Here is a 13,413-nt window from a genome sequence, read left to right as displayed (position 1 = left end):
TGTATGCAATATAGGGAGAACAAAATTTACAAATTAACAATTGTGTAATATTAACATCATGATAAAAAATAAGAGATTACAAGTTAAAATGTAAATTTTGTAGATGACTAAAAAAAGAGATGAAGATGATATTGTTTGACAAATTGAATCATTTTCAGGTAATCTTTTGCAGGACGTAACCGTTACGATTTAATGTAGGGGACTTTCCTGAGGTTAGCTGAACATGAAATCTCTACTTTTTAGTGAAAGGAATTTGAAAATGAAAAAACTATTTTCAAAGCCGTTGTTTTACTTTTTTATAGCGGTTTTATTCATGTGGATCAAGTCTTACATGTCTTACAAAGTGGAGTTCAACTTAGATATAAGTGACTCAATGCAAAAAACGTTATTGTTTATTAATCCAATTAGTTCAACTTTGATCTTTTTAGGGTTAGCATTGTTTGCAAAAGGAAAAAGAGCCATCGTTTGGACGCTTATCCTTAGTACAATCATGACGGTCATTTTGTACAGCAATATTTTATATTATCGATTCTTCAATGACTTCGTTACATTGCCTACTTTAACGCAAACAAGCAATGTGGGTCATTTAGGAGGCAGTATCGCTGACTTAGTAAAAGTTCACGATATTTTCTATTTTGTAGATATCATTTTACTGATTGCGCTATTGTTTGTTCGAAAAATCGAATGGCCAAAAGCACGCCTTAAATTCCGCTATACGTTCATGGTGTTAGCGGCAGGAGCTATCGCTTTTGCAATTAACTTGCACTATGCTGAAAAAGATCGCCCTGAATTATTAACAAGAACATTTGATCGCAACTACCTAGTTAAATATTTAGGAGCATACAACTACACGGTGTATGATGCGGTTCAAACGTTTCAAAACTCAAAGCAGCGAGCATTCGCAAGCAGTGATGACTTAACAACAGTGAAAAACTTCAGTACAAGTCACTATGCAGCTCCAAATATTGAGTATGCCGGTAAAGCAAAAGGAAAAAACATTATTAAAATTCATCTAGAATCATTTCAGTCATTCCTGATTAACTATAAGTTAAACGGGCAAGAAGTAACGCCGTTTTTAAACTCATTAGCAAATGGAAATGAATTTATGTATTTTGATAACTTCTTCCATCAAACAGGACAAGGTAAAACAGCTGATGCAGAGCTTATGATGGATACGTCATTATACGGCTTGCCTCAAGGATCAGCATTTAGCTTAAAAGGCCGCAACACGTACCAAGCAGCGCCAGCAATCTTAGATCAAGAGGGCGGCTATACAAGTGCTGTGTTACACGGAGATTATAAAACGTTCTGGAACCGTAATGAAATTTATAAGCAGTTCGGTGTGGATAAATTCTTTGATGCAAGTTATTACAATATGACTGGTGATAACAAAGTAAACTATGGATTAAAAGATAAGCCATTCTTCAAAGAATCTATGCCAATGCTACAGTCATTGAAGCAGCCGTTCTATGCGCATATGATTACATTAACAAACCATTTCCCATTCGTTCTTGATAAAGGCGATGCTAGCATTGAGCCGGCAAACACAGGAGATGGAACGGTAGACCGTTATTTCCAAACGGCTCGTTATTTGGATGAATCACTTCAAGAATTCTTTACAGAGCTAAAAGCGTCAGGCTTATATGACAACTCAGTTATTATGATTTACGGTGACCACTACGGTATTTCTGAAAATCATAACAAAGCAATGGAAAAAGTTCTTGGCGAGAAAATTACGCCATATAAAAATGCTCAGCTTCAACGTGTACCGTTCTTCCTTCACGTACCAGGTGTAAAAGGTGGAGTGAACCATACGTACGGCGGTGAAATTGATGTAGTGCCTACACTTCTTCACTTAGTGGGAATTGACAGTAAAGAGTATGTTCAATTCGGTACAGATTTATTATCAAAAGACCATGATCAGGTAGTAGCATTTAGAAATGGTGATTATGTTTCTCCGAAATACACGTCAATTGACGGCAAGTATTACGATACAAACACAGGAGAACGAATTACAGCAACAGACGAAGCGAAAGCTTATAAAAAGAAAGTTGGAAGAGAACTAGAACTTTCTGATAAAGTGTTATACGGTGATTTATTACGATTTAATAAATTAGATGACTTTAAACCGGTCGATCCATCAAAATACATGTATGGAAAAGACCAAGAAACAGAAAAATAATGTAAGCTTTCACACCATACAATCCAAACAAGCAAGTAGAGGAGCTTTTTAAAAGCTTAGCTACTTGCTTGTTTTATGAGAACTTCATTGAAAAAGAAAGCTGGTGACAGAAACGTGGAGCGAACAAGACGCAAAAGAAGAAGAAGAGTTCGATGGGGCAGAGTGTTCTTTGCTTTGTTGTTTCTTTTTATTATCGTTGGAGGCATATACAGCTATTTCCAATATAGGCAAGGGCTATCGATGGCAAGCGATGGTAAATTTGCAGATGACGGTACGACATTTGAACAGTTTCAAGGCAGTCTCCCAAATAACGGAGAAGTAAATATGCTGCTGTTAGGAAGTGACTCGCGCGGGGAAAAGCATTCTCGTACAGATTCTATTTTAATTGCTCACTACGATTCTAAAAGCAAGCATCCAAAAATTGTTTCACTTATGAGGGATATGTATGTGGATATTCCAGGACACGGCAAGCAAAAACTGAACGCTGCCTACGCATTTGGAGGTCCTGAGCTGCTGCGTCAAACGATCAAACAAAATTTTGATATCGACATTAACTATTATGCAGTTGTGGACTTTGAAGGATTTTCAAAAATTGTAGATACGATTGCGCCCGATGGCATTGAAGTAACCGTGCCTCACGATATGTCTTCAGGAATTGGCATGACGCTTCACAAAGGCACCCAAGTTTTACACGGTGAACAACTGCTTGGCTACGTACGTTTTCGCCATGATAACATGAGTGATTTTGGACGCGTTCAGCGCCAGCAAGAAGTCGTTTTAAAGCTCAAAGATGAAGTAGCAAGCCTAAACAGCGTGTTTAAAATACCGAAGCTTCTGGGCGTAATGGATCCTTACATCGATACAAATTTAGATACAAAAAGCATGATGCTGTTGGCTAAAGATGTCGTAACAGGAAAGATGAAAGATGTTCAAAGCTTGCGATTGCCATTAGACGGATCATTTGAAAACAAAACGTATAGCGGTGTTGGTATGGTGCTTGATATTGATTTAGATAAAAATAAAGAAGCGCTGCAAGAATTCTTAAATAAAAAATAAAGAAAAGCCTCGAGACGGATATCTCGAGGCTTTTTCCTTACACATAGACGATGATGCGCTTGAATGACGTAATGAGACTGGTCACTATACCGGAGCATACAACAATGAATAATGAATAAATAGCTGTATCGTTTTGAAGCAGTAAAATACCTGAAATAATAATAGATGCGTCAATCACTAAAATGATGATGCCGGGGTTTAAAGATAACCATTTCGCAAGTATCAGAGAAAATAAGTCGACCCCGCCTTGACTTGCGTGCTGCCGGAGCATGATGCCGGTTCCGATTCCGTTAAAAACGCCTCCAAGGCAAGCGCTTAAGATAATGGGAAGGTGAAAAATCCCGTGAAGTGGAAACAGCAAATCAATCATAACGGCTGAGAGAACCATGCCATAGATAGCATTTAAAAAATAAGAGCGGTTAAAACCTAGTGCCAGAAGGTAAATGGGAAAGTTTAAGCAAAAAATCATAACGCCTACTTTATAGCCAAGTAAATAATTAAGGATTAAGCTAATTCCCGTAATGCCTCCTGTTACAAGCTGAAGCGGAAGAATAAAAACATTAATTCCGATACTAACAAACACACTGCCAATTCCTATGGCAATCAATTTTTTGTACATGCTGTCTCATCCTTGTCTATGAATCTCTTTATATGTATATGAAGACAAGCAGAGTTTCAGCACAAAGACTGCTTCAGAAACCATAATGCACGGATTAAATATATGCAAAGGAAGCTGTTTTAAGATGCAAATGTGTTGCATAAATATGGTTCACCATAGACAATAAGAACTAACGAAGAAGGTAAATGGAGGAGAAAAAATTGATCGTTCGAAAAGCTAGAGAAGAAGAAACAGCATCTATTGAAACAGTGACGCTTGCTGCTTATGAGCAATATGCAGCTGTAAAATCAGAAGCACACTGGAAAAGGTATCGAAAGGGAATTTTACATACCCTGAGTGAAGAAAAGAAATTTGAGTGCATTGTAGCTGAAATCGATGGAGAAATGGCAGGAAGCGTTTTGTTTTATCCGCCGAATACGGATGTATATGGAGGGTTGTTAAAGCCGTTTCCATGGGCTGAAATTCGTCTGCTGGCAGTTGCTCCGTCTCATCGCCGAAAAGGAGTGGCCAATGCACTTCTTGAAGCGTGTGAAAAAAAATCTCGGGAGCTAGGGTGTTCTTATTTAGGTTTACATACAGATCATTCAATGGAACATGCCATTAAGCTGTACACTAAAAGAGGTTACGTTCGCTTTCCTGATAACGATTTTTATCCGGTAAAAGATTTGCACGTTATGGCATTTAGAAAATCAGTTTAATAAAAAAAGCCTTTGAAATCATTGATTTCAAAGGCTTTTGTATTTATATAACGTGACGATTCCAGTGGCGGTGAGCTGAAACAGCTTCAATAAATTCATCTGTAAAGCGTGTAGTTTCTCCAGTTACGACACCGGGACTATTATCTAATCCAGCAGCTTTTAGCCACTTAACACCTTCATCCGTCGTGCCAATTGGTTTAAAATGCTCGAATGCTTCTTGAGCAAACGTCAGTGCTTCTTTACGAAACTTCTCATCAGCTGACGAACTTCCGACAACATAAACCGCATCGAATAAGACAGAATCACTTGTTAAGAACGTGTGCTGTACTTCAAGTTCTGACCCGTCTGTTCCTTTTACGTTTTGGAGGGTTGTGCTTACGATTTCAGGCTGAATGCCCTGTTGTTTTAAACTGTTTAACACTTGTGGTAGGTCGCTGCTAAAGTCATTAGGTACAATGACAGCTACTTTACGCGTATGTGGCTTTTTAATCGTCTGTTCTTGACTAAGAGCGGGAGATGACTTGGTCACTGGCGCGTCTTCGCCCGATGGAGGCGTTGCACCAATCGCTTGTGCTACTTGTTTAGCTAGCACTGTACTGACGTTGGCAAACATATCAACGACCTGCTGTTGAACAGACTTGCTTTTCACTTTTCCAAGTTCAAAGCTGAAAGCACTGATAATATGCTCTTTTTCTGGGTCGCTCATGCTATTCCAAAATAGCGTTGCCTGTGAAAAGTGGTCTTTAAAACTTTCGCTGCGGCTTCGAACTTTTCTTCCTTCCACTTTTTCTTGATAGTGAGCATAACCGCCCTCTGACTCTGGGACAGGAGCCGGAGTATTGGCTGCAAGAGAGTTTCTGTGATAGCTGACAGGCCCTTTGTTAATCGTTTGACGTCCGTAACCGTCTCGTTGATTGTTATGAAACGGGCAAACTGGACGGTTGATTGGAAGTTCGTGGAAATTCGGGCCACCAAGACGAATAAGCTGGGTATCCGTGTATGAAAACAATCTTCCTTGTAAGAGAGGATCATTGGAAAAATCAATTCCCGGTACTACATGCCCCGGATGGAATGCGACTTGTTCCGTTTCGGCAAATACGTTGTCTACATTTCGATTTAAGGTCATTTTTCCAACCAATTTGACGGGAATGTCTTCTTCTGGCCAAAGCTTAGTTGGATCGAGAATGTCAAAGTCGAACTTGAATTCATCTTCTTCAGCTATGATTTGAATGCCTAGCTCATATTCAGGGTAGTCTCCGTTTTCAATTGACTCCCATAAGTCGCGGCGATGAAAATCCGGGTCTTTCCCAGAAATGGTTTGAGCTTCGTCCCAAACGAGGGAATGCGTTCCGAGTACAGGCTTCCAGTGGAATTTGACAAAATGAGCTTTTCCTTCTGCATTAACCAAGCGAAAAGTATGTACGCCGAAGCCTTCCATCATACGCAAGCTGCGAGGAATTGCACGGTCTGACATTGTCCACATGACCATATGGGCAGACTCTTGGTTATTAGCGATAAAATCCCAAAACGTATCGTGTGCTGAAGCCGCCTGCGGCATTTCGTTGTGAGGCTCAGGCTTAACAGCATGAATTAAATCTGGGAATTTAATTGCATCTTGGATGAAGAACACGGGAATGTTATTGCCAACTAAGTCATAGTTTCCTTCTTCTGTATAAAATTTTGTTGCAAAACCACGAGCGTCACGTACTGTTTCAGCAGAACCTTTAGAACCTGCTACAGTAGAAAAGCGGACAAATACAGGTGTCTTTACACATGGATCCTGTAAAAATTTAGCTTTTGTATATTCACTTAAAGAGTCATACAGCTCAAATTCTCCGTGAGCAGCGAAGCCTCGCGCGTGAACGATACGTTCAGGAATGCGCTCGTGGTCAAAATGCGTCATTTTTTCACGGAAATGAAAGTCTTCTATTAGGGTTGGACCACGTTCGCCCGCTTTTAAAGAAAATTCATCTTCAGAAAGCTTTAATCCTTGATTGGTTGTGAGCGCTTGGTTTCGATCATCGGTTTTAAACTGTTCGAGCTGTTCTTGCTTGCTTTTTTCATTTACAGGGTGCTTTTTTGTCATATTTGTTTTCCTCCTTGACCTTCAATGGATAATCATTACAAAATGTGTACCCTGTCAAAAGTTGACGCAAACTGAAAAGTTGGAATTTTTTCGTATGAAATCCGTTATTTTCTTGTTATGATTATGAATAAGTATTCATAAATAAGAAAATAAAAAGAAAGGGGCTACATAGATGAAAACTCGTGTAACAGATTTACTAGGAATTCAATATCCAATTGTACAGGGAGGTCTAGCATATCTAGCATATGCAGAGCTTGCGGCTGCTGTCTCAAATGCTGGAGGACTTGGACAAATTACGGCTATGACGCTTCGAACGCCTGAGAAGCTTCGAGCTGAAATTAATAAGGTACGTTCTTTAACTTCTCGTCCTTTTGGGGTTAATTTTGCCGTTGGTGGTCAAACGGAAGGCTCTTATAAGGAACTTCTCGAAGCTGCAGTAGAAGAAGGTGTTCCGGTTATTTCAATAACAGGAGCAAATCCCGCACCTATTTTTGAAAGATTAAAAGGAACTGGAATTAAAACGCTCGTACTTGTAGCCAACGTGCGTCAAGCTCAAAAAGCTGAGAAGCTAGGAGCAGATGCCGTCATGGCGGTGGGGCAAGAAGCAGGAGGACATATCGGGCGTGAGGATCTGGGCACGATGGTGTTAATTCCTCGAGTAGCTGCGGCTGTGTCAATTCCCGTACTCGCAAGCGGAGGAATTGGAAACGGACAAGGATTATTAGCAGCGTTATCATTAGGCGCTGAAGGCATTGAGATGGGAACGCGTTTTATTGCGACAAAAGAATGTGTAGATGCTCATGATGCGTATAAACAAGCTATTATAGAAGCGAAAGAAACCGATACTGTGGTCATTAAACGCTCGTTTGGAGCGCCTGGACGCGTATTAAAGTCTGACTACACCCTTAACATTATTGAACGTGAACAGCAAGGAGACAGGTACGAAGAGCTAAAAGAAGTCATTAGCGGAGGAGCAAACTGCCGGTATATTTATGAAAATAAAATTGATGAAGGCTATGGATGGGCAGGACAAGTCGTTGGACTGATTGACAGTATCCCAACGGTACAAGAGCTGTTTGAGAGTATGATAGAAGAAGTAGAAGCTGGTTCTAAACGACTGCTGAGTATCGTAGAAAAAGAGTAGAGATACAAGCCGTCATACTGCAGCAATTGATCGCATATTTATAATCTATATCTCTAAATGAGGTGAGAGAATGAAAAGAATGCGAGCATTTGCTATTATGACGTTTTTAGTAGTAGGTTCAGGATATGCAGTTTTTATTAAAAAAGAAGAAGTGTCAAAAACAGAACAAGCACAAGCATACGAAGAGGCAAAACCTGTTATTAAACAAATGGACAAACTGGATATTTGGCATAAAATCAGCGGCGGTTTAACTGAAGCGGGCTATGAATCAAGGGGCGTGAATTCTTCCCTTTACTCAAAGGACAGAGTAGAGCTGGACGTGTATATGGAGCCTTCCGTTTCATCTGATGCCAAAACGCAAGAAACGATTAAACAAATGGTATATAAAATACTGGAAGAAAATAAATTTCAGCAAAAGGCCTTTCATGTAACCATTAAATTCCTGCCCGAAAAACAAGCAAAATAGACTTGTCTCGGCCAGGAATTTTTTTTATTAAAATGCTTTTTCATTGGCTGCTGGAATACTCTCTGGAATAGAAAATTCAGCATTTTTGGGCTGATACGCAATTTTTCCGTCCAGCACATCATTTGCTTTTTGTAGGTCTAATAAATTTTCCCATCTTGCGATAACAAAAGCAGCTACCGCATAGCCAATAATATTGACCGTTGTCCGGTAATTACCCATAAAGCGATCAGGAGCGAGCATCAGAGCAACGGCTGCTACCGGAATGGATCCGGTTGCTGCTGCGGTAGCAGAAAGAGCAACAAAGGCTGATCCTGGAATGCCAGCCATTCCTTTAGACGTAAGAAGCAGGACCCCAAGCATTAAAAGCTGATCTGTCAGGCTCAAGTCCACGCCCGTTGCTTGTGCTAAAAAGACAAGAGCAAGAGACAGGTAGATAGAAGCACCGTCTAGATTAAACGAATAGCCGGTAGGCACAACAAGGCCAACGACTGCTTTGTTGCATCCTGCTTGTTCAAATTTATCCATGAGCTGCGGCATAACTGCTTCAGTGGAACCCGTAGCAAATGCCAGCATAATTTCTTCTCGTATATATAGAATGACTTTCCATAAACTTAACTTCAGATAGATTCGTAAAATAGCAGCTAAGACAAGAACAAATGCTAGACAAGCAATTGTCATAGCGATAAAAAGCTTTCCAAATGCAGCAAGTGTTCCAAGACCGTACTGACTAACCGCATATGCCATGGCACTAAACGTGGCAAGAGCCGTTAACTTCATGATGTATCCCATAATTTTAAATAACACATCATTTACTTTTTCTAATACGTGTAGAAGAGTCTCCGCTGTTTTTCCACCTATATGGACAAGAGCGATGCCGAACAAACACGAAATTAAAAGCACTTGAAGCATGGAGTTGTTTGAAAACGCACCAACTGCACTGTCTGGAATCATGTTAAGAAAAAAATCAGCTTCACTCGGAAGTTCGGAGCCATTTGTCTTCGCGTCCACTTCGCTTGTGCTTAAGCTTGAAGGATCGACATTCATACCGGTTCCGGGATTCATGACGTTTGCTACTAATAGACCGATAAGTAGAGCGAATGTTGTGACAATTTCAAAATAAAGAATGGTTTTTCCGCCGATGCGTCCAACTGTTTTAATGTTTCCCACCTTAGCAATTCCGACAACGACTACTCCAAAAATCAGAGGAGCAATCAGCATTTTGATAAGCTTAATAAAACCGTCTCCAATTGGTTTCACAGCATTCCCGAAGCTTGGCCATAGATATCCTACGGCTATGCCAAGTACAATTGCCATCATAATTTGAAAGAAAAGACCTTTATAAAAAGGTTTTTGCTTACTTTTTGCCGCTGTTTGTGTCATCTGTTCTCCCTTCGTCGTACAATTTTTTGGGTATTACAATAGATGTTATGTTTTTTTACATTTTAACGTAAGGTTGTTTAATGTGTCATTGGTCTCTTTGACTAAAATTCAATAAAAATATTAGTTGAAGTGTATAAGAAGAGGAGGGAAGTGGTTTAAAACATTATTATTTTTAATGTAGATCTTTAAAAAAACTAATAAAAAGCACATGCAAAGGCATGTGCTTTTATTTGTTAAATTAATTTAATTCCGCTAATTAGAATGATGGTTGCCATAATGGCTTGAAGCGGTCTTGAAGGCACTTTAGTCGATAAACGGCTTCCGATTAACACACCTGGAATAGATCCAGTTAATAGGTTAGCAGTCAACATGTAATCCACGCTTCCAAAGCTTGCATTTAAAATACCAGCCACCGTAACGAGAAGAAACGCATGTGCAATATCAGTTCCAACCAGCTCAGATGTTTTTAGCTTAAATAAGTACAGCATCGCAATCGCAAATAATGAGCCCGAACCAATCGATGTTAGTCCGACAATGAATCCAAAGACTACGCCAATTCCGATTGTTAATCCTTTTTTCTGATTTAAGTCCATTTCCTGAAACCGATTTGGGCGAATGAATTTATCAAAAAAGACGCGAAAGATAATTGAAATGGCAACCAGCGTCATGACATATCCAAGAGCGTGCTTAATAATCGTTTCTTGATGCTCGTGAAAAGATGGAAATGCGTGAAGTGTGACAATAGCCAGCACAGCGCTCGGAATACTTCCGAAGGCTAAATATTTTGCTAATTTAAAGTTAATGGTTCGCTGTTTGTAGTGCTGAGCGACTCCAAATAATTTTGTGATAGAATTGTAGACAAGATCTGTTCCTACGGCAATGGAAGGGTTAATGCCGAGTACAATTAGTAAAGGTGTTAATAAAGCGGCACCTCCAACCCCCGTTAAGCCTACAAGGGTTCCAACGAATAATCCCATTAAGGTAATTGATAGTTCCATATTTCGTCCTCCTACTCTCAAAACCAAGTACATTGATCTGATTATAGAGCATTGTAACTCATATGTAAATAAAATTCTGAATATTTTTAGTGGAGTTGAAAAGGTTTTCTTAGCCTTCACTATTTTAGGGAACGGACGATAAAGTCATAGGAAGTTATAAAAAAGTAAATAGAATACGTTTATTTATCTATGATTACGCTCTAATTTGTGTTACAAATGTAAATGCAATAAAAGAGTTTATTTTTATATCATTTGAAAGACCGGTGAATGCATGAGTTTTGTCACGAAAGATTTGTTAATTAATTTTTTATTTATCTTATTGGCGCTGTTTTTAGTGCAGATGTTTTATTTAATCAAGTATGCTAAAAAAATTCATTGGTGGAAAGATCGTTATATCGCGGTATTTCCGATTTTAGCTATCACCTTTTGCCTTTTGTTTCCGGTTAACGGAGATTATGTCCCGGATGACTATCGAATGGATTTACGAAGAATTCCTTATATTTTAGGAACGTTATATGGAGGCTGGCCGCTAGGAAGCTTGCTTTTTGTCTTTATTTTACTGCTGCGCTTGCTAATTGGCGGGTACGATGTAGGGTTTTTATCAACATTAATTGCTCTTCCGATTTTATCCATTCCTTTATTTTTCATAACAAAATACTTTTTACATTTCTCATTAAAAAATAGAATTATCGTGAGTACCTGTCTCAGCGTAGTCGGTTCTTTATTAGCTATGCTTGTATCTATTTTTGTCTTGCACGTAACAAGCATTCCTATTAGCGTGTGGGTTCAATTCGCGATTTTAGATGTAGCAGGCATGTTTGTGATTACCATACTGTGGGAAGCGATACGGGCAAATTTATTAGTGCTGCAGCGCCTAATGAAAGCAGAAAAACTAGAAATTGTCAGTCATTTAGCCGCCAGCATCTCTCATGAGGTGCGAAATCCTCTAACTGCAAGCAGAGGGTTTATGCAAATGCTGCAAGAAGATGAAAAGGAACCTGCTAAAAAACGCTACATTTCGATTGCCATTAATGAACTAGACCGCGCAAAAGAAATCATTGATGATTACTTGCTGTTTGCCAATTCCGCTCCAGAACGAAATGAAAAAATGAATATATCAGAAGAAATTCATCACGTCACCCATATTATGACGCCTCTTGCCAATATGAACGGAGTCGCGATTGATTTTACATTCGATGAAGAAGTGAAGTTCTTCGTAATGGGAGAAAGAAGAAAGCTTCAGCAGTGTCTAATTAACTTATTTAAAAATAGTATTGAAGCCATGCAAAACGGAGGCACGTTAACTATTAAAGTAGGAAAAGAAGGCGGAGCTGTTATCGTTGATATTATTGATACGGGCTGCGGTATGACGCAAGAACAAATCAACCGGTTAGGCGAACCGTATTTTACAACAAAAGAAAAAGGTACGGGGCTTGGAACGATGGTATCTTTCAGCATTATTCATTATATGAAGGGAAAAGTGAGTGTGTCTAGCATAAAAGGAAAAGAAACGTGCTTTTCACTTCAATTTCCACTTTGTGAATAAAGAGCAGCTTTAGGGCTGCTTTTTTTATATGCAAAAGTTTTAGAGATAGATAAAAGTAAACTGATTATTAAAAAAAGTATTGAATTTAATAAATGAAAGCGTTACAATCTATTTAAAGTTATCCGAAACGTTTTGGAGGAATTTTGAGTGACAACGATTAAAGATATAGCGCGAGTTGCTGGCGTATCTGTAACAACGGTATCTCGGGCTTTAAACGGTTATTCAGATGTAAATGAAAAAACACGGCAAAAGATTGCAGCCGTAGCAAGAGAGCTGAACTACAGCCCTAATACGTTAGCTCGAGGACTGGTTATGCAAAAGTCAAAGACTATTGGACTACTAGTTTCAGGCATCAGCAGAGAAAGCGTAAAAGATAATTTTACATTTGAAGTGCTGTGCGGTGTAAATGAGCGAGCATCTACTTTGGGCTATGATTTGATTTTATTCAATACAAACACGATGATGCAGCGAGAAAAAACGTATACCCAGCTTTGTCGAGAGCGAAGGGTGGACGGGGCAATTATTCAAGGTATTAAAAAAGAAGATCTTTATTTAAAAGAAGTAGTAGAAAGTGATATTCCTTGTGTTTTAGTTGATATTCCCGTTCATTCTAATTCAGTGGGCTATGTCACCACTGATAATGCCTTGGGAGCTAAAAAGGCAGTTGAACATTTAGCGGGTCTTGGCCATCAGCATATTGGGATGATTAACGGGCATGAAGACGCATTTGTCAGCCAAGAACGTCTCAACGGATACAGAGAAGCGCTCAAAGAATGCGGTTTGTCGTTTCGTTCTGAGTGGGTTGTAAGCGGGAATTTTGAAGAAAAGAAAGCAGAGAAAGCTGCCCGTGAGCTTTTAAATCGGCATAAAGAGGTCACCGCTATTTTTTGTGCAAGTGATTTAATGGCACTTGGAGCGCTAAAAGCATGCAAAGAACTTGGCCTTGACGTACCGAAAGATATTTCGATTGTCGGATATGATAATATTGTTCTTGCCTCTTATTCATCTCCAAATTTGACGACAGTAGGACAGGAAGTATATCAGATTGGCTATGAAGCTGCAGATTTACTAATTGAAATGCTAGAAGGAAAAGAAACAAATATGGAGCGTTATCTTGATACAAAGCTAATTATTCGAGAATCAACAGCTAAAAACCACGGCTAGTGGTTTTTATATAATGTAAAAACCGAAACGTTTCGGTTTTGTGCTTCGTTTTTCCAAAACGTTTCGGTAAAATT

At 39.2% G+C, this 13,413-nt stretch carries 11 protein-coding genes; 7 read left to right on the top strand and 4 right to left on the bottom strand.

Annotated elements, in window-relative coordinates; all coding sequences use genetic code 11:
• Window positions 1-259 precede the first annotated feature (259 nt).
• Together U9R83_RS19635 and U9R83_RS19630 are read left to right on the top strand one after the other, a co-directional pair.
• Complete coding sequence (locus tag U9R83_RS19635; protein ID WP_042991954.1) at window positions 260-2,182, top strand: LTA synthase family protein; 1,923 nt, start codon at window positions 260-262, stop codon at window positions 2,180-2,182.
• A gap of 87 nt (window positions 2,183-2,269) precedes the next feature.
• Window positions 2,270-3,238 carry an LCP family protein gene (locus U9R83_RS19630; RefSeq protein WP_243549859.1) on the top strand — a complete coding sequence of 323 codons (969 nt, stop codon included), beginning with the start codon at window positions 2,270-2,272 and terminating at the stop codon, window positions 3,236-3,238.
• A gap of 37 nt (window positions 3,239-3,275) precedes the next feature.
• Here the strand turns inward: U9R83_RS19630 and U9R83_RS19625 are convergent, their stop codons facing one another.
• Window positions 3,276-3,857 carry a YitT family protein gene (locus tag U9R83_RS19625; RefSeq protein ID WP_043978354.1) on the bottom strand — a complete coding sequence of 194 codons (582 nt, stop codon included), beginning with the start codon at window positions 3,855-3,857 and terminating at the stop codon, window positions 3,276-3,278.
• 200 nt (window positions 3,858-4,057) lie between these two features.
• Between U9R83_RS19625 and U9R83_RS19620 the strand changes: the two genes are divergently transcribed.
• Window positions 4,058-4,555 (top strand): GNAT family N-acetyltransferase, encoded by a 498-nt coding sequence (locus U9R83_RS19620; protein WP_115654752.1) that lies wholly within the window; start codon window positions 4,058-4,060, stop codon window positions 4,553-4,555.
• A gap of 43 nt (window positions 4,556-4,598) precedes the next feature.
• On the opposite strand, the gene U9R83_RS19615 is transcribed toward U9R83_RS19620, so the two are convergent.
• A complete protein-coding gene (locus U9R83_RS19615) occupies window positions 4,599-6,641 on the bottom strand; it encodes a catalase (RefSeq protein ID WP_328575398.1) in 2,043 nt (680 codons plus the stop codon).
• Between the two features lie 172 nt (window positions 6,642-6,813).
• Here U9R83_RS19615 and U9R83_RS19610 point away from each other — a divergent pair, with 172 nt between their 5' ends.
• On the top strand, window positions 6,814-7,785 hold the full coding sequence (locus tag U9R83_RS19610) for an NAD(P)H-dependent flavin oxidoreductase (RefSeq protein ID WP_226554984.1): 972 nt from the start codon (window positions 6,814-6,816) through the stop codon (window positions 7,783-7,785).
• Window positions 7,786-7,855: 70 nt separating this feature from the next.
• Window positions 7,856-8,251, top strand: coding sequence for a hypothetical protein (locus tag U9R83_RS19605; protein WP_014458637.1), 396 nt, complete (start codon window positions 7,856-7,858; stop codon window positions 8,249-8,251).
• Between the two features lie 27 nt (window positions 8,252-8,278).
• Here the strand turns inward: U9R83_RS19605 and U9R83_RS19600 are convergent, their stop codons facing one another.
• Together U9R83_RS19600 and U9R83_RS19595 are read right to left on the bottom strand one after the other, a co-directional pair.
• The gene (locus tag U9R83_RS19600; RefSeq protein ID WP_014458638.1) at window positions 8,279-9,631 is read right to left on the bottom strand and encodes a C4-dicarboxylate transporter DctA; all 1,353 of its coding nucleotides are present in this window, start codon (window positions 9,629-9,631) and stop codon (window positions 8,279-8,281) included.
• A 233-nt stretch (window positions 9,632-9,864) separates the two neighbouring features.
• On the bottom strand, window positions 9,865-10,629 hold the full coding sequence (locus U9R83_RS19595; RefSeq protein WP_013058623.1) for a sulfite exporter TauE/SafE family protein: 765 nt from the start codon (window positions 10,627-10,629) through the stop codon (window positions 9,865-9,867).
• A 271-nt stretch (window positions 10,630-10,900) separates the two neighbouring features.
• Between U9R83_RS19595 and U9R83_RS19590 the strand changes: the two genes are divergently transcribed.
• A complete protein-coding gene (locus U9R83_RS19590; protein ID WP_014458639.1) occupies window positions 10,901-12,175 on the top strand; it encodes an ATP-binding protein in 1,275 nt (424 codons plus the stop codon).
• Window positions 12,176-12,322: 147 nt separating this feature from the next.
• On the top strand, window positions 12,323-13,339 hold the full coding sequence (locus U9R83_RS19585; protein ID WP_243549855.1) for a LacI family DNA-binding transcriptional regulator: 1,017 nt from the start codon (window positions 12,323-12,325) through the stop codon (window positions 13,337-13,339).
• The last annotated feature ends 74 nt before the right edge of the window (window positions 13,340-13,413 follow it).

The organism is Priestia sp. LL-8 (assembly GCF_036227845.1).
Classification (GTDB): Bacteria; Bacillota; Bacilli; order Bacillales; family Bacillaceae_H; genus Priestia; species Priestia zanthoxyli.
The sequence above is the reverse complement of the archived record's forward strand: the minus strand, read 5'-3'. Positions and strand labels throughout refer to the sequence as shown.

Bases quoted from the DNA above. Each gene is read 5' to 3' on its own strand.
- U9R83_RS19635 (WP_042991954.1), top strand. From the start codon at position 260: ATGAAAAAACTATTTTCAAAGCCGTTGTTTTACTTTTTTATAGCGGTT.
- U9R83_RS19625 (WP_043978354.1), bottom strand. From the start codon at position 3,857: ATGTACAAAAAATTGATTGCCATAGGAATTGGCAGTGTGTTTGTTAGT.
- U9R83_RS19615 (WP_328575398.1), bottom strand. From the start codon at position 6,641: ATGACAAAAAAGCACCCTGTAAATGAAAAAAGCAAGCAAGAACAGCTC.
- U9R83_RS19610 (WP_226554984.1), top strand. From the start codon at position 6,814: ATGAAAACTCGTGTAACAGATTTACTAGGAATTCAATATCCAATTGTA.
- U9R83_RS19605 (WP_014458637.1), top strand. From the start codon at position 7,856: ATGAAAAGAATGCGAGCATTTGCTATTATGACGTTTTTAGTAGTAGGT.
- U9R83_RS19600 (WP_014458638.1), bottom strand. From the start codon at position 9,631: ATGACACAAACAGCGGCAAAAAGTAAGCAAAAACCTTTTTATAAAGGT.
- U9R83_RS19595 (WP_013058623.1), bottom strand. From the start codon at position 10,629: ATGGAACTATCAATTACCTTAATGGGATTATTCGTTGGAACCCTTGTA.
- U9R83_RS19590 (WP_014458639.1), top strand. From the start codon at position 10,901: ATGAGTTTTGTCACGAAAGATTTGTTAATTAATTTTTTATTTATCTTA.